Genomic DNA, 16,457 nt, shown 5'->3' with positions numbered 1-16,457 from the left:
AGTCGATAGGTTCTGTACAGGTCTGTTTTAACCCTACAACCGGAAATATAACGATGCCAAAATCCCTTTCAATTCGATCAAGTTTGTTGGTGTTATTGTCTCTGCTGACGTTCCTTCTGTTGCTGACCGGCGGTATGGGGCTGTATGCCTCTACCCGTATCATTACTTCTTTGATTTACCACGGTATTATGAGCGCCTCGATGTTGGCTGCCCTCGCATTGCTGGCGGTGATTTGGTTCATGCTGCGAAATAAGTTTCTCAAGCCGCTGGATAATATGGTTGAGCAACTGGAACGTCTGGCGACGGGGGATTTGTCGCCGGTTACCTCGCTGTCGGCCAGCGCCGAATTCAACCGTCTGAACGCGGCAATGGATGAAATGCGCCATGCGCTGGGCGACTCGGTACAGCGTGTCCGTGATGCTAGTTTACAAATTGATATTGGTAGCCGTGAGCTGACGGCCGGGAACCAGCATCTGGCGCAACGTACTGAATCGACAGCCACTTCGCTGGAGCAGACCGCCGCCAGTATGGAAGAACTCACGGCAACCGTGAAACAGAATGCGCAGAACGCGGAACAGGCACACCAGTTGGCAAAATCGGTGTCGGATACCGCCGATCGCGGCAGTGAGATGGTGTGCTATGTGATTGAGAAAATGCGCGATATTTCCGGCAGTTCCAGCCGAATCGCCGACATCCTCAGCGTAATCGACGGTATTGCTTTCCAGACTAATATCCTTGCGCTCAATGCTTCTGTTGAAGCGGCACGTGCCGGTGAGCAAGGGCGGGGCTTTGCGGTCGTTGCGGGTGAAGTGCTTAATCTGGCCAGCCGCAGCGCCGAGGCGGCAAAAGAGATCCGCACGTTAATCAGCGATTCACACACCCATGTGGGAGAAGGCAGCGAGCTGGCGCAGCAGGCGGGCGAAACCATGGATGAGATTGCCAATGAAGTGATGCGCATGACCAAACTGATGCGTGAAATTGCCAGCGCGTCGCAGGAACAGAGTCGCGGTATTGAGCAGGTGAATATCGCGGTGATTCAGATGGATGAAACGGCGCAGCAAAATGCGGCGCTGGTACAGCAATCTTCAGCGGCTACCCGCTCGCTGGAAGAGCAGTCACATGCGCTGCTCGAAGCAATGGCGGCGTTTAAAGTACAAACGGCGTAGGGGATAAATTTGCCGGATGATGGCGTTAACACGTCTCATCCGGCAAAGCGTATTACGCGTCCGGGAATTCGCGGATAAAGCGTTCTACATCTTCAACCATATGGTCGTTACCTACGAAGAAGGAGCGACGCTGGTGCAGGCTTTCCGGGGTGATATCCAGAATGCGATCTTTACCATCGCTCGCTTTGCCGCCCGCCTGCTCGGCCAGGAAGGCCATCGGATTGCATTCGTACAGCAGACGCAGCTTCCCTTGCGGGTGGCTGGCGGTGCTTGGGTACAGGTAGATCCCGCCTTTGAGCAGATTACGATGGAAATCCGCAACCAGAGAGCCAATGTAGCGCGAGGTGTACGGGCGCTGAGTTGACTTATCTTCTTCCTGGCAGAATTTAATGTACTTCTTCACGCCGTTCGGGAATTTAATATAGTTGCCTTCGTTAATGGAGTACGTGCTGCCTTTCGCCGGGAAGCGCATACGTTCCTGGCTAAGGCAGAATACGCCCAGAGAAGGATCGTAGGTGAAGGCGTGTACGCCACAGCCGGTGGTATACACCAGCATGGTGGAAGAACCATAAACAACGTAGCCCGCAGCAACCTGCTTGTTGCCTGGTTGCAGGAAATCCTCTTCCGTGACCGGCGTGCCGACTGGGGTTACGCGGCGATAAATAGAGAAAATCGTACCGACAGAGACGTTAACATCGATGTTGGATGAGCCATCCAGAGGATCCATCAGCACAACATATTTTGCGTGTTCACAGCCTTCAAAGACGACGATTTCATCTTCTTCTTCCGAGGCAATGCCCGCCACAATGTCGCGCGCCTTCAGTGCAGCTTTCAGTTTTTCGTTCGCGAACAGATCGAGTTTTTGCTGAACCTCTCCCTGCACGTTCTCAGCACCGCTGGCACCCAGGATATCGACCAGACCGGCCTTGTTGATATCGCGGTGGATGATCTTGGCGCCCAGCTTTATTGCCGACAACAAAGCAGTGAGTTCACCGGTAGCATGAGAAAACTCGTGCTGCTTTTCGACAATAAATTCACCTAACGTTTTCATAACACTTTCCCTGCAATTTATGTGGAGTAAAGCGACCGCAACAATATTAACAAATATTTCCATTGCCGCGCTTAGGTGAATCGCGCCAGCAAACTACGGAATATCCTGAAATGCGTTTCTCACTTGCCGGACATGTGCGTAAAATGGCCCCCAGATTAAAAAAGGATAGTGACGTATGCGCATTCATATTTTGGGAATTTGTGGCACTTTTATGGGCGGTCTGGCGATGCTGGCGCGCTCACTCGGTCATGAAGTAACCGGTTCGGACGCCAATGTGTATCCGCCGATGAGTACCTTACTTGAGAAGCAAGGCATTGATCTGATTCAGGGTTACGATGCCAGCCAGCTCGATCCGCAGCCGGACCTGGTGATCATTGGCAATGCCATGACCCGGGGTAATCCGTGTGTGGAAGCAGTGCTGGAAAAGAACATTCCGTACATGTCCGGCCCGCAGTGGCTGCATGACTTTGTACTGCGCGATCGTTGGGTACTGGCGGTTGCGGGGACGCACGGCAAAACCACCACCGCCGGAATGGCGACCTGGATCCTCGAAGCCTGCGGCTATAAGCCTGGCTTTGTGATCGGCGGCGTACCGGGTAACTTTGAGGTTTCCGCGCGCCTGGGTGAGAGCGACTTCTTCGTTATTGAAGCGGATGAGTACGATTGCGCCTTCTTCGATAAGCGTTCTAAATTCGTACATTACTGCCCGCGTACGCTGATCCTCAACAACCTTGAGTTCGATCACGCGGATATTTTTGACGATCTGAAAGCGATCCAGAAACAGTTCCACCACTTGGTGCGTATCGTGCCGGGCCAGGGACGCATTATCTACCCGGAAAACGACATCAATCTGAAACAGACGATGGCGATGGGCTGCTGGAGCGAACAAGAGCTGGTTGGTGAACAAGGTCACTGGCAGGCGAAAAAGCTGACCACTGATGCATCCGAATGGGAAGTGTGGCTGGACGGTGAAAATGTTGGCGTGGTGAAGTGGGGCCTGGTAGGCGAGCACAACATGCACAACGGTCTGATGGCGATTGCTGCCGCGCGCCATGTTGGCGTCGTGCCTGCGGATGCAGCCAATGCGCTGGGCTCGTTTATCAACGCCCGTCGTCGTCTTGAGCTGCGCGGCGAAGCCAATGGCGTGACGGTGTATGACGATTTCGCCCATCACCCAACGGCCATTCTGGCAACGCTTGCGGCGCTGCGCGGTAAAGTGGGTGGCACGGCGCGCATCATCGCGGTGCTGGAACCACGCTCGAACACCATGAAAATGGGCCTGTGCAAAGATGACCTGGCGCCGTCGCTAGGGCGTGCGGACGAAGTGTTCCTGCTGCAACCCCCGCATATTCCGTGGCAGGTAGCAGAAGTCGCTGAAGCCTGCGTTCAGCCTGCGCACTGGAGCGGCGATGTGGATGCGCTGGCAGATATGGTGGTAAAAACTGCACAGCCTGGCGATCACATCCTGGTGATGAGTAACGGCGGGTTTGGTGGCATCCATCAAAAACTGCTGGATGGCCTGGCGAAGAAAGCCCAGGCAGAAGAAGAGTAAAAAAATGCCCGGTGGCGCTACGCTTACCGGGCTTACGATCCGTTGTGGGCCGGATAAGGTGTTTACACCGTTATCCGGCACTTTCTCAGGAGCACGATCTCCGTTGCCATCCGGCCTTCTGGTTACGCCATACTTCTCAACGGAATGGGAAGCCTCTATATGGAAATTTATAACTCAGATCGCAGAAATTAATTTCTAAATCATAAAATCTATTTCCGCTTTTCCCTTGCTAATATCCCCTCGAGAGCCAATGTGGCGTAAGTGCCACATAATAAAAGGTGCGCTCCATGCGAAAAAATTTAACCAATAATGAACTGCGAGTTTATAAATTCTGTCAGGAGAACCCTGCTGATGTTTATAAAATGAAAATTCATGAACTGGCAGATCGCGTTTATACTACCGCGCCATCTATTTCTAAGTTGGTAAAGAAATTAGGCTTTAATAATTTCCAGGAGTTTAAGGTCAACATTCGGGACGTATTCTCCAGATCGCAAAACTCGCAGCACCATAACGCGTTTGTTAGCGAATATATACAAGAAATGCAGGATGCTTTAGCCAGAGTGTCTGAGAATAAAGTCAAAGTCTTTTGTGATTTTTTGTCCGACTGCAATACGATTATCACCTGGGGATACGGTACATCAGATAGCGTGGCGAACTATGTTAGCTATAATCTGATGGTGCTGGGCTTTAATATCCTCAATGAAACAGACTACACCAACTGTAATGTCCGCAGCCGCTTTCTGACCGCTAACGATTGTATGCTGATTGTTTCCAACAGCGGTGAGTCAGAAATGCTGGAAGAGATAATTTTTAATGCCAGAAAAAACGGCATCAAGGTGGCCGCGATTACCAGCCGGGAAAACTCTACGCTGGCGCTTAAGGCCGATGCAGTCTTGATCTACAAAAACGCCATTATTAAAGATACTGCTTTCGAAAATATAAGCTATCCGATCCAGATAGCCATCGTAGATATTATGCTTTTCCATTTATCCAATGTCAGAAAAGTGTCGTTGAAATTTAATTCAAAAGTAGAAGACTAATGAAAAAACTAAAACTCGTGGTGATTGGCGCGGGTAGCAGCTATACGCCAGAACTGATTGAAGGGGTAATTAAAAACTACCACCAGCTTCCCATCTCTCACATCGCTTTTGTCGACGTTGAAATGGGTAAAGAGAAAATGAACATCATTTTCGAACTCACCAAAAGAATGCTTGCCAAAGCAAATTTACCAATTGATGTCATCCAAACTTTTGACCGCAAAACAGCGCTGCTGGGTGCCGACTTCGTGGTGACTCAACTGCGCGTCGGTGGAATCGATGCCCGAATCGTTGATGAAAAACTGCCGAAGTCATACGGTTTTATTGGCCAGGAAACCAACGGCGCGGGCGGGATGTTCAAAGCTCTGCGCACCATTCCGGTCATCATTGAAATAGCGAATGAAATGAAGGCGATTTGTCCAAACGCCTGGCTGATTAACTTCACCAATCCAGCTTCCATGGTGACAGAAGCGGTACTCAAATACAGCCACAACAATCGGGTCATCGGCCTGTGCAATGGTCCTGTCAATATGACCCATCAGGTGGCCGGGCTGCTGAATGCCAACGTAGAGGATTTATACGTCGAGTTCAAAGGCTCCAACCATATGAACTTTATTACCAAAATTCTGCATAACGGCGTCGACCGTACCCGTGAAACCATTGAGATAATCAACGCCGCCGACGTCGATGCACTGAGCTTTAAAAACATCAGCAATGAGCAGTTTAATAAAGAGCTGCTGGCCGCCACCAATCTGATCCCCTCTTCCTATTTAAAATACTACCTCAAGACGACTGAAATGCTGGCCGAGCAGGAAGCAGCCGAGCAATCACGGGGTGAGATCGTCAAAAATATCGAAGCCGAACTGTTTAAAAAATACAGCGACGTTACGCTTCAGGATAAGCCTAAAGAGCTGGAAGCCCGCGGCGGTGCGCTTTATTCCACCGCCGCGCTGAACGTTATTCGCGCTATTTACCTCGACGATAAGAGCATTCAAACCGTCAACGTTCGTAACGGCGGTGCTATCACTAATTTACCGGAAGAGGCGGTAGTTGAAGTGAACTGTGTGCTTACCCGTAATGGCCCGATTCCGATATGTACTGGCGAGATCCCATCTCCTGCGAAAGGGATTGTTTCCATGATGAAAGACTATGAAGCGCTGATCGTCAAAGCCGCCGCCACCGGCGATTATCAAGCGCTTATTTCAGGCTTTATTTTCAACCCATTATGCTCAAGCGATACTTCGGGTGTGGCGTTAGTCAAAGAGATGCTGCTGGCCAATAAAAAGTATCTTCCTTTATTCGCCAAAAAGATTGAATCACTTTAATAGCGAGAAGAAACGGATGAAATGTACAACGTTTGATACCAATGCCGCGCTGGCTGAACAGGTCGTTAGTGAGCTATCCGCGCTCAAACCACATTCTCGCGTGCTGATCCCCTCCGGTAGCACGCCTCACTGGATTTACGAAGCACTGGCAGCGACACCGTTTGCCGAACGCCTTACCTTCTTTGCGCTGGATGAGTGGGTCAACGTGCCCAGCGAATCAGATGGCAGCTGCCTGAACATGATTAATCAGGACTTTGTGCACAAATGTGCCTATCCGGTGCGGTTAGTCCATTTCAATCCGTTTGCCTCTACGGCACAAAATATTGCCCATTACCAAACCGCGCTCAACGGTGAAGAGTTTGACTATGTAATTCTGGGCGTGGGAATGAACGGGCATATCGGCTTAAACGAGCCGGGCGTGCCGTTTGATGAGGATTATCTACAAACTCAACTGGATGACGTAACAATTAACGTCGCCAGCCATAAATACTTCTCCGGAGATGTCACCCTCACCGAGGGTATTACCGTCGGGCTGAATAAAATCATCAAGGCTGGAAAGGTGATTGTTATCATTAACCACGATGCGAAAAAAGATATTTATCAGGAGATTGTTAACGGCGATGCGCACCACACTCAGGTTCCTGCCATCTATATCAAGCAGTTCCCGCAGGTTAATTATTACGTGACAAAAAACCTTATAGGGTAAGCGGGCATGAGCATAACCTCTCTACTCGAACAAAAGATGTTGCCACTGGCCGAGAAAATCTCGTCAAACATCTACCTGACCGCACTAAAAAATGCGTTTATTGCCCTGATTCCCTTTTTGATTGTCGGTTCATTTTTCGTATTGTTAACCAACTTTCCTGTTAACGGCTATCACGAGTTTATGAGTTCGCTGTTAGGGGAAGGCGTGCTGGATAAGCTCAATTACGGGATTAACGCCAGCTACGGATTAATGACGCTGCTGGTGATTATCACCTTCTCAAAGGAGTTAGTTGAAAAGCTTAATCTCAGCCAAAGTTCCGCTATTTTACCAGTGGCGATCTTCTTCTTAATGTCGCCTGGTCATATTACGACAGGATCGGGAGAAATCGTCGCCGATGCTTACGCGCTGCTCGACTTTAGCTCTGAATCGATGTTCTTAGGGATTATCGTCACTGTGGTCACCATCAAGGTGGTTCAGTTTCTGGAAAACAGAGCTTTTACCATCAAGATGCCTGCGAGTGTCCCGCCAGAGATTGCCAGGTCGTTTAAATCGCTGGTACCTATCTTCTTAGTGCTACTGTTCTGTATTATCGTCAAGGTGCTGTTTGAGAACACGCCTTTTGGTACGCCGGGGAAATTTATCAGCGTCATGCTGCAACAGCCGTTGCTGTATCTGGGGAATTCCCTCTTATCGCAACTGATTGCTGAGATGATGATCAGTTTCTTCTGGTTCTTTGGGATCCATGGCGACTCTATCATGACATCCGTAATGGGGCCTATCTGGCAAACGCTCAGTGCGCAGAACCTGGCGCAAACTCAGGCCGGGCTGGTAGCGACCAACATCATTACTCAGCAGTTCAGGGATGTCTATTTGATTGCCGGCGGTACGGGTTTTACCGGGGCACTGTTGATTAGCATCTTTATGGTTGCCAAAAGTACGCGATTAAAGCAGCTCTCACGGCTGGCGGCACCGGCGGCAATTTTTAACATTAATGAGCCGGTTATTTTTGGTTTGCCAATCGTGCTTAATCCGCTGATGCTTATCCCGTTTATCATTACCCCAATGGTGCTGTGTACGGTTACTTATGTGGTTATCGCATTCGGCTGGGTTCCCCCCACCTCTGGTATCTCCATTCCCTGGACAACGCCGATCTTTATTTCTGGTTTCCTCACCACCGGGATTTCAGGCATTGTTTTACAGGCCGTGAATCTGGTTATCGCCACCGCGATTTATACACCGTTCGTGAAGATTTTAGATAAGCAGTATCTGCATGAAGAGAGTCAGTCAGAGAACGCTATGGGCGAAATGCAGCCCCAGCAGTAAGAGCACAGAATCCAGGCCGGATGAAGTATTTACATCATCCGGCACTTTCTGCAGACGAAGAGGTTAGATTTCGTTTTCCGCCAGTTCACGCAGATACTGGAAAATCTGACGTGCTGATTTCGGCGGCTTGTTGCCTTCTTGCTCTTTCTTCGCATTGCGAACCAGAGAACGAAGCTGCTGGCGATCGGCGTTTGGCCACAAGTTCAGCACTTCCGCTACCGCATCATCACCTTCGGCGATCAGGCGATCGCGCAGTTGCTCAAGCTTGTGAAACAGTACAACCTGTTGGTTGTGACGGTTTTTCAGCTTGTCCAGCGCCTGACGGATAGGATCAACATCGCGCTGGCGCAACATTTTGCCAATCAGCTGCAGCTGGCGGCGGCGACCTTCCATCTTAATACGCTGGGCCAACTCAATCGCGGCACGTAAATCCGCGTCGAGCGGGATTTTATCCAGCGCGTTTTTCCCCAGTTTTACCAGTTCCACACCCAGGTGTTTTAACTCCTCGGCGTCACGTTTTATTTCACTTTTACTAACCCAGATAATTTCATCGTCTTCGTCTTCGATGTCATCACCGGGAACGTCGTCGAGCCAGTCTTCGGGCTGCTTAGTCATGTCAGGCTCCTTAAAAAAAGAGGCTAATGTTACCAGTTAAGATGCGCACTGAAAAACGGTTCTCTGTTAGACTTCAGAGAAACTCTCTCTACATTATGGCATTTGCGATGAAAGTAATCTCACAAGTTGAAGCGCAGCGTAAGATTCTGGAAGAAGCGGTCTCGACGGCACTGGAATTAGCGTCAGGTAAGTCGGATGGCGCGGAAGTCGCTGTGAGCAAGACCACGGGTATTAGCGTCAGCACCCGTTATGGTGAAGTGGAGAACGTAGAATTCAATAGCGATGGCGCGCTGGGGATTACGGTTTATCACCAAAACCGTAAGGGCAGCGCATCGTCCACCGATTTAAGCCCGCAGGCGATTGCACGTACCGTGCAGGCCGCGCTGGATATTGCACGTTACACCTCACCGGACCCGTGCGCGGGCGTGGCAGATAAAGAACTGCTGGCCTTTGATGCGCCCGATTTGGATCTGTTCCACCCGGCGGAAGTTTCCCCTGACGAAGCTATCGAACTGGCAGCCCGCGCTGAACAGGCGGCGCTGCAGGCCGATAAGCGTATCACCAATACCGAAGGCGGCAGTTTTAACAGCCACTACGGCATCAAAGTGTTTGGTAACAGTCACGGGATGCTGCAGGGCTACTGCTCTACGCGTCACTCTCTTTCCAGCTGCGTCATCGCGGAAGAAAATGGCGATATGGAGCGTGATTACGCCTACACCATTGGCCGGGCGATGGGCGATCTGCAAACGCCGGAATGGGTGGGGGCAGACTGTGCTCGCCGCACCTTATCTCGCCTCTCTCCGCGTAAACTTTCCACCATGAAAGCGCCGGTGATTTTTGCCAACGAAGTGGCGACTGGGCTGTTCGGACATCTGGTCGGCGCGATTGCCGGTGGTTCGGTGTACCGTAAATCCACCTTCCTGCTCGACTCGCTGGGCAAACAAATTCTGCCGGAATGGCTGACTATTGAAGAACATCCGCACCTGCTGAAAGGGCTGGCGTCGTCGCCGTTCGATAGCGAAGGCGTTCGGACCGAACGCCGTGACATTATTAAAGACGGTGTGCTGACCCAATGGCTGCTGACCAACTATTCCGCACGTAAGCTGGGACTGAAGAGCACCGGTCATGCGGGCGGGATCCACAACTGGCGAATTCCGGGACAGGGTCTAAGCTTCGAGCAGTTGCTCAAAGAGATGGGCACAGGTCTTGTGGTTACCGAGCTGATGGGGCAGGGCGTTAGCGGCATTACCGGCGATTACTCGCGCGGCGCGGCGGGTTTTTGGGTCGAAAACGGCGAAATTCAGTATCCGGTGAGTGAAATTACCATCGCCGGTAACTTAAAAGAGATGTGGCGCAATATTGTGACCGTAGGCAACGATATTGAAACGCGCAGTAATATTCAGTGTGGTTCGGTATTGTTACCGGAGATGAAAATCGCCGGGCAATGATACTCGTTAAGGCGTTAATTTTTTTAATAATAAAAAAGGAAGTGAGCAATGCGTAAACACCTGTTAGCGATCGTCGCGGCTTCAACGCTGGTTCTTGGTTCTTCTGCGTTTGCAGCCGATCTCGAAGATGACATGGGGATCCTCAACGACAACCTGAAGATCGTCGAAAAAACGGACAATGCGACTGAACTGAAAGACGCGTTGACCAAAATGCGTGCAGCCGCGCTGGATGCTCAAAAGGGAACGCCGCCGAAGCTGGAGAGCAAATCCCCGGACAGTGCGGAGATGAAAGATTTCCGCCACGGCTTTGACACGCTGATCGGTCAGATTGACGGCGCGCTTAAACTGGCGAACGAAGGTAAAGTCAAAGAGGCGAAAGCCGTTGCGGAAGACCTGAAAAAAACGCGCAACGAAAACCACAAGAAGTTCCGCTAATCTACTCTATCCGGCCTGCATAACCGTAGGCCGGATAAGACGCTGCGCCCCTGCATCCCATAAGTAAACGCTATCCCCATCACATTTTTTCATTTTTATCGTCCATTCATTGTTCGCATTTCCTTCCATTTTGCTGCTCACTCTTGCGATCTCAATCACATTCTTCCAGTGATTAATCGTGGTCCCGGCCCTTTTTGCGGCACAGATCACTATCGCTGCGCCCCTTTCCACTTCGAAGTGGAAAACAACTCGCTACAAACTTTTAACCCCCGCCGCTAAGTTACCCTCAGAGCCACTAGGGGGTAAGACGAGTGAATAACGGAGCTGTAATGAATGACATGGGGGAATCGGTGGAACTGGCCGACCGCATGCTGGCGCAGGTGTATGCCTTGCTGCGTGAACGCCACATTATTCCCAACGCTGTACAGGAACAGATGCTGACGTCGCATGTTCGCGCCATGGCGCACCGCTCGGTAACGGGTGAACCCTTACCAGAAGTCGATGCCAGCTTGTTTGATGAAATTTCTGCCGAATCAATGGCGCTTGCCCGTGACGTGGTCGCTGAGTTTGGCAATCTTCCTGAGGAAGAGGCCTGGCTGCTGTCGGTGCACTTCGAAGTCGCGAAAGACAACCTTTAAGGAGCAAAAGATGGAACAGATTACCGTAGTGATTGGCGATCGTCTGGGTAAAGGCCAGAAAGTGGCGGCAGGCGTTGAGAAAGCGGGCGGCCGTGCGGTTGTGGTGCCGGGCGTTGCGGCAGATATGAAGCTGGGTGACGTGATGAAAGCGGAAAACGCCACCTTTGGTATCTCGTTTTGCGGCAGTGGCGGCGCGGGTGCGATTACCGCACAGACCAAATACGGCTACAAGGCGAAATACGGCATGCGCTCGGTTGATGAAGGGGTCACTGCCATCAACGAAGGTTGCAACGTGCTGGGGTTCGGTTTTATGGACAAAGAAGAACTCGGTGAGCGCCTGGTACAGGCGTGGCAAAAGAAACACGGCGCTTAAGCATGAAAGAACAATTCACCACCACGGTGAGAGTCACTGGCAAGGGCGAGGCCAAAGCGCGCGCCTTTGCCGATGCTCTGAACCACGTTCAGGCTGCGGTGATGAAAGCGTCGCCGCATATCTTACTGCGTATTGAGCCACAGGATGTGCAGGTTGTTCAAGCGCGTGAATCGGTGCGCAAAGAGGCATTTTTATTCCTCTTTTTGCGCCGGGAAAGACGCACCTTCAGCGTGGAGCTGGACGTGACCGTCAACGTGACTGCCATCAATCTCGACAAGGTGGATTTCGTTACGCAACGCTGATTCTTTATTAAAAGGCATAATTATGTTCCTGATAATATTAATAAAATCGCTCATCATCGGCGGCCTGGTTGGCGTCGGTGTCGGCGCTGGGGCTGCACGCATGTTTCATGCGCCTACCACTCAAGGGATGGGCGCGTTTCGTACTCTGGGAGAACTGAATTCCTGCGAAGGGGATCCGGCTTCTCACTTCTCGTTCGGCCTGGGCTTCTTCTTTAACGCCTGGGCTTCCTCTGTTGCGGCGGGGGCGTTCACTCAGGACGTCGACCATCGCATCATCCCCAACTGGGGCGCTGCTGCGCTGATGGTTAAAAACCGCAACGTCGGTGAAACGCTGCACGATCCCAAGCGCATGGCGATTGCCTGCGGCGTTATCGGGATGATCGTCGTGACCTTCCTGAACCTCACGGCGTCATCCGTACCGGAAGCGTTGCAGGTTACAGCCGTCAAGGTGCTGGTGCCTGCGGCTAACCTGCTGGTTAACACCGTGATGCCGGTGATCTTCTGGCTGGCGGCGATCGATGCCGGTAAAAAATCAGGCTTTTGGGCCACCGTCTTTGGCGGCGCGGCGCAGCTGATTATGGGCAACGCCGTTCCGGGTCTGGTCCTTGGCATTCTGATCGGTAAAGGCGTGGAAGAGAGCGGCTGGAACCACGTCACTAAAGTGATGATGGTGGCTATCGTCGCGCTGTTTGTCCTGAGCGGCTTCTTCCGCGGCTTCGACATGAAGATGATCGAATCCTTCCATCTGACCGTGCCTAACTGGCTCGAACTTATCCACAACTCGCTCAGCGGTAAATAACGGAGGCCATCATGGAACAGAATAAAGGTTTTTGGTTCGCTGACTGGTCGTTCCCGATCTTCGTTGGCCTGCTCTCCTCTGGCGTATTTGCCGGAACGCACATGTACTACCTGTACGGTATTGGCGCATTTAACGAAGTCGCTTTTGTGGCGATGCTGAAGGCGGGAATGGACACCGGCTCCTACGGGGCGGTGGCGGCATTTGGTGCAAGCTTCCTGTTTGCCCGCATCATTGAAGGTTCGCTGGTGGGGATTCTGGATATTGGCGGGGCGATTCAGACCGGGGTCGGGTTAGGTGTTCCGGCGCTGCTGCTGGGCGCAGGTATTATCTTCCCGGTTGCCAACTTCGCAGCGTCGCTGGTTACCGGTCTGGTGATTGGTCTGGCGATTGGCTACATCATTATTCTGGCGCGTAAGTTCACCATCAATCAGAGCGACTCGACCTACGGCGCGGATGTCATGATGGGGGCCGGTAACGCCTCCGGCCGCTTCCTCGGACCATTGATTATCCTCAGCGCGATGACGGCGTCTATCCCTATCGGCATCGGTTCACTGGCGGGCGCGCTGCTGTTTTACCTGTGGCAGAAACCGATCACCGGCGGGGCGATCCTTGGGGCGATGATCCTCGGGTCCATCTTCCCGATTGCCATTAGCTAACTGTTGATTTGTAGGCCGGATGAGGCGGTTGCGCCGCCATCCGGCAAAGGAGAGAGCGATGTTTGATTTACTCCTGCGCCGTGCGCGCCTCGTTGACGATACGGTGAGCGATATTGCGCTCAAAGACGGCAAAATTGCGGCGTTGGGCGACGTTGATGGCCCGGCGCTGAAAACCATCAAACTGGGCGGCGAGTACTACGTCAGCGCAGGTTGGATTGATTCCCACGTTCACTGCTACCCGAAATCCCCGATTTATCACGACCAGCCGGACAGCGTCGGTATAGCTACCGGCGTTACCACGGTGGTGGATGCGGGTAGTACCGGGGCGGATGATATCGATGATTTTTATACCCTGACCCGGGAAGCGACCACCGAAGTGTATGCGCTGCTGAATATTTCCCGCGTTGGGCTTATCGCCCAGAACGAGCTGGCTAATATGGCCAACATTGACGCCGATGCGGTTCGACAGGCGGTGAAGCGCCATCCTGATTTTATCGTCGGCCTGAAGGCGCGCATGAGCAGCAGCGTGGTCGGTGAAAACGGCATTACGCCGCTGGAGCGCGCCAAAACGATGCAAGCGCAGAACGGTGACCTGCCGCTGATGGTGCACATCGGCAACAATCCGCCGAATCTGGATGAGATCGCCGAACGCCTGACCGCGGGCGACATCATTACCCACTGCTACAACGGTAAGCCGAATCGCATTCTGACGCCGCAAGGCGAGCTGCGAGCGTCAGTGACGCGGGCGATTTCACGCGGTGTGCGTCTGGACGTTGGGCATGGCACCGCCAGCCTGAGCTTTGCGGTGGCAAAACGCGCTATTGGTCTGGGCATTTTGCCGCACACCATCAGCTCCGATATTTATTGTCGCAACCGTATCAGCGGCCCGGTGTATTCCCTGGCGAATGTGATGTCGAAATTTCTCGCCATTGGGATGTCGCTACCGCAGGTCATTGAGTGCGTTACTGCCAATGCCGCCGATGGTCTGCGCCTGAAACAGAAAGGGCGACTGCAGGTTGGTCTGGATGCCGATTTAACCCTCTTTACGCTTAAGCGCCAGCCAACCGTGCTGGTAGATGCAGAAAACGACAGCCTGCAGGCTGAACAACTGCTGGTGCCGCTTGCCGCAATACGTGCGGGCAAGGGCTATATGACCGAACAAGGGAGCGCGGAACATGCCTTCGATTTTTGAGAAATACAATTTAAAACAGGTGATTAACACCTCAGGCCGCATGACGGCGCTCGGCGTTTCTACGCCACGACCAGAAGTGGTTCAGGCCGCAATGGCGGGGATGAATCAATATTTTGAGATGAAAGACCTGGTCAATAAGACCGGTGACTACATCGCGAAATTGCTGGAGGTGGAAGGGGCAACCGTCGTCTCCTGCGCTTCGGCCGGAATCGCCCTGTCAGTGGCTGGAGTGCTGGTTAAGGACAGCGACTGGCTGCTGGAGAACCTGCACGTCGCGCCGATCGAGAACAACGAAATCGTGCTGCCCAGAGGCCACAACGTCAACTTTGGCGCTCCGGTTGGCACCATGGTGGCGCTCGGCGGCGGCAAGCTCGTGGAAGCGGGTTATGCCAACGAATGTTCCGCCGCTCAGCTGGCGGCGGCCATTACGCCACGCACGGCGGCCATTCTGTATATCAAATCTCACCACTGCGTCCAGAAAAGTATGCTCAGCGTGGAACAGGCTGCGGTGGTGGCGCGTACGCATAATCTGCCGCTAATCGTGGATGCGGCGGCGGAAGAGGATTTGCAGTGCTACTACCGGGTTGGTGCGGATCTGGTGATTTATAGCGGTGCGAAGGCGATTGAAGGGCCAACCAGCGGCCTGGTGATTGGCAAAACCCAATACGTTGAGTGGGTGAAGCGCCAGACCGCGGGGATTGGTCGGGCGATGAAGGTGGGCAAAGAGGGGATTCTTGGCCTGACCTGCGCCATCGAACTGTATCTGAACGCGCAGAAAGAGAGCGGCGCGGAGATGGTCGAGAAAATGACGCCGTTCATTAATGCGTTAAACCAGCTTCACGGCGTAAGCGCCCGCGTGGTGTGGGACAGCGCAGGGCGCGACATCGCGCGCACGGAAATTAAGTTTGACGAAGCGGCAACCGGCATCGCCACAGGTGAACTGGTCGACGCGCTCAAGCAGGGAGAGTACGCGATTTACTTCCGTGGTTACAAAGCTAACGAAGGCATTATCGAAGCCGATGTGCGCAGCGTGGATCGCGCGCAACTGGAGATTGTGGCCCGTCGAATTAGTGAAGTGATTTCGCAGGAGAAAAAAGCATGAAACTGACCCCTAACTTTTATCGCGACCGCGTCTGCCTGAACGTGCTGGCGGGCTCCAAAGAAAATGCCCGGGATATTTACGCGGCGGCGGAAGGACACGTACTGGTCGGTGTGTTGTCAAAAAATTACCCGGATGTCGCAAGCGCGGTTGCGGATATGCGTGAATACGCAGCGCTTATCGACAATGCCCTCTCCGTGGGGCTGGGGGCGGGCGATCCAAACCAGTCGGCGATGGTCAGTGAAATCTCCCGTCAGGTGCAGCCACAGCATGTTAATCAGGTCTTTACCGGCGTGGCGACCAGTCGCGCGCTGCTGGGTCAGCAGGAGACGGTGGTCAACGGTCTGGTCTCGCCAACTGGCACACCGGGCAGGGTGAAAATCTCCACCGGTCCGCTGAGCAGCCAGACGCCGGACGGCATTGTGCCGGTAGAAACCGCGATTGCGTTGCTCAAAGACATGGGGGGGAGCTCGATTAAATACTTCCCAATGGGCGGCCTGAAGTGCCGTGAGGAATACATTGCAGTTGCCCAGGCCTGCGCCCGCCATGACTTCTGGCTGGAGCCAACTGGCGGTATCGATCTGGATAATTTCACTGAAATTTTGCAGATCGCCCTGGATGCCGGAGTGAGCAAAATCATTCCTCACATCTATAGTTCGATTATTGATAAGGTGAGTGGTAACACCCGACCGGACGACGTGCGCCAGCTGATGGCGATGACCCGGGCCTGCGTAGGCTAA

The 16,457-nt window shown here is 52.8% G+C and carries 18 protein-coding genes; 16 read left to right on the top strand and 2 right to left on the bottom strand.

What is annotated here, in order from left to right:
• The first annotated feature begins 53 nt into the window (after nt 1-53).
• Nucleotides 54-1,166 carry a methyl-accepting chemotaxis protein gene (locus HV350_RS21810; protein ID WP_181629309.1) on the top strand — a complete coding sequence of 371 codons (1,113 nt, stop codon included), beginning with the start codon at nt 54-56 and terminating at the stop codon, nt 1,164-1,166.
• A 52-nt stretch (nt 1,167-1,218) separates the two neighbouring features.
• Here HV350_RS21810 and fbp read toward each other — a convergent pair whose 3' ends face one another.
• Nucleotides 1,219-2,217: a class 1 fructose-bisphosphatase gene (fbp, locus tag HV350_RS21805; protein ID WP_016151459.1), complete on the bottom strand. Its 999-nt coding sequence runs from the start codon at nt 2,215-2,217 to the stop codon at nt 1,219-1,221.
• Between the two features lie 175 nt (nt 2,218-2,392).
• Between fbp and mpl the strand changes: the two genes are divergently transcribed.
• The 5 genes from mpl (at nt 2,393) to HV350_RS21780 (ending at nt 8,160) form a co-directional block, all read left to right on the top strand.
• A complete protein-coding gene (gene mpl / locus HV350_RS21800; RefSeq protein WP_016151460.1) occupies nt 2,393-3,769 on the top strand; it encodes a UDP-N-acetylmuramate:L-alanyl-gamma-D-glutamyl-meso-diaminopimelate ligase in 1,377 nt (458 codons plus the stop codon).
• A gap of 287 nt (nt 3,770-4,056) precedes the next feature.
• On the top strand, nt 4,057-4,809 hold the full coding sequence (locus HV350_RS21795) for a MurR/RpiR family transcriptional regulator (protein ID WP_046275824.1): 753 nt from the start codon (nt 4,057-4,059) through the stop codon (nt 4,807-4,809).
• On the top strand, nt 4,809-6,131 hold the full coding sequence (locus HV350_RS21790) for a 6-phospho-beta-glucosidase (protein ID WP_181629308.1): 1,323 nt from the start codon (nt 4,809-4,811) through the stop codon (nt 6,129-6,131). Before HV350_RS21795 ends, HV350_RS21790 begins: the two co-directional genes overlap by 1 nt.
• Before the next feature lie 16 nt (nt 6,132-6,147).
• Nucleotides 6,148-6,837 carry a 6-phosphogluconolactonase gene (locus tag HV350_RS21785; RefSeq protein WP_019078227.1) on the top strand — a complete coding sequence of 230 codons (690 nt, stop codon included), beginning with the start codon at nt 6,148-6,150 and terminating at the stop codon, nt 6,835-6,837.
• Between the two features lie 6 nt (nt 6,838-6,843).
• Nucleotides 6,844-8,160: a PTS transporter subunit EIIC gene (locus HV350_RS21780; protein ID WP_181629307.1), complete on the top strand. Its 1,317-nt coding sequence runs from the start codon at nt 6,844-6,846 to the stop codon at nt 8,158-8,160.
• A gap of 63 nt (nt 8,161-8,223) precedes the next feature.
• On the opposite strand, the gene yjgA is transcribed toward HV350_RS21780, so the two are convergent.
• A complete protein-coding gene (gene yjgA, locus HV350_RS21775; protein ID WP_016151465.1) occupies nt 8,224-8,775 on the bottom strand; it encodes a ribosome biogenesis factor YjgA in 552 nt (183 codons plus the stop codon).
• Nucleotides 8,776-8,870: 95 nt separating this feature from the next.
• On the opposite strand from yjgA, the gene pmbA reads away from it, so the two are divergent.
• From pmbA to HV350_RS21725, 10 genes are all read left to right on the top strand, one after another.
• Nucleotides 8,871-10,223, top strand: a complete 1,353-nt coding sequence (gene pmbA, locus HV350_RS21770) for a metalloprotease PmbA (RefSeq protein ID WP_003830385.1) — start codon at nt 8,871-8,873, stop codon at nt 10,221-10,223.
• 48 nt (nt 10,224-10,271) lie between these two features.
• Complete coding sequence (cybC, locus tag HV350_RS21765; RefSeq protein ID WP_016155540.1) at nt 10,272-10,658, top strand: cytochrome b562; 387 nt, start codon at nt 10,272-10,274, stop codon at nt 10,656-10,658.
• Between the two features lie 329 nt (nt 10,659-10,987).
• Nucleotides 10,988-11,296, top strand: a complete 309-nt coding sequence (locus tag HV350_RS21760; protein ID WP_016151467.1) for a PRD domain-containing protein — start codon at nt 10,988-10,990, stop codon at nt 11,294-11,296.
• A gap of 10 nt (nt 11,297-11,306) precedes the next feature.
• Nucleotides 11,307-11,669, top strand: a complete 363-nt coding sequence (locus tag HV350_RS21755; RefSeq protein WP_003830384.1) for an SFCGS family glycine-rich protein — start codon at nt 11,307-11,309, stop codon at nt 11,667-11,669.
• A 2-nt stretch (nt 11,670-11,671) separates the two neighbouring features.
• Nucleotides 11,672-11,971 carry a DUF4312 family protein gene (locus HV350_RS21750; protein WP_016151468.1) on the top strand — a complete coding sequence of 100 codons (300 nt, stop codon included), beginning with the start codon at nt 11,672-11,674 and terminating at the stop codon, nt 11,969-11,971.
• Between the two features lie 22 nt (nt 11,972-11,993).
• Entirely contained in the window at nt 11,994-12,770 is a 777-nt protein-coding gene (locus HV350_RS21745; protein ID WP_005134210.1) for a DUF4311 domain-containing protein, read from the top strand.
• Nucleotides 12,771-12,781: 11 nt separating this feature from the next.
• On the top strand, nt 12,782-13,426 hold the full coding sequence (locus tag HV350_RS21740; protein ID WP_003830379.1) for a DUF4310 family protein: 645 nt from the start codon (nt 12,782-12,784) through the stop codon (nt 13,424-13,426).
• A 58-nt stretch (nt 13,427-13,484) separates the two neighbouring features.
• Complete coding sequence (locus HV350_RS21735) at nt 13,485-14,618, top strand: amidohydrolase/deacetylase family metallohydrolase (protein ID WP_181629305.1); 1,134 nt, start codon at nt 13,485-13,487, stop codon at nt 14,616-14,618.
• Nucleotides 14,602-15,720, top strand: a complete 1,119-nt coding sequence (locus tag HV350_RS21730; protein ID WP_181629304.1) for a DgaE family pyridoxal phosphate-dependent ammonia lyase — start codon at nt 14,602-14,604, stop codon at nt 15,718-15,720. The genes HV350_RS21735 and HV350_RS21730 overlap by 17 nt, the downstream gene beginning before the upstream one ends.
• A complete protein-coding gene (locus HV350_RS21725) occupies nt 15,717-16,457 on the top strand; it encodes a KDGP aldolase family protein (RefSeq protein ID WP_016151471.1) in 741 nt (246 codons plus the stop codon). The genes HV350_RS21730 and HV350_RS21725 overlap by 4 nt, the downstream gene beginning before the upstream one ends.

This window comes from Citrobacter sp. RHBSTW-01013 (assembly GCF_013781985.1).
Taxonomy (GTDB): domain Bacteria; phylum Pseudomonadota; class Gammaproteobacteria; order Enterobacterales; family Enterobacteriaceae; genus Citrobacter; species Citrobacter braakii.
Note: the sequence above shows the minus strand (reverse complement) of the source record. Positions and strands in the feature narration are given on the sequence as shown.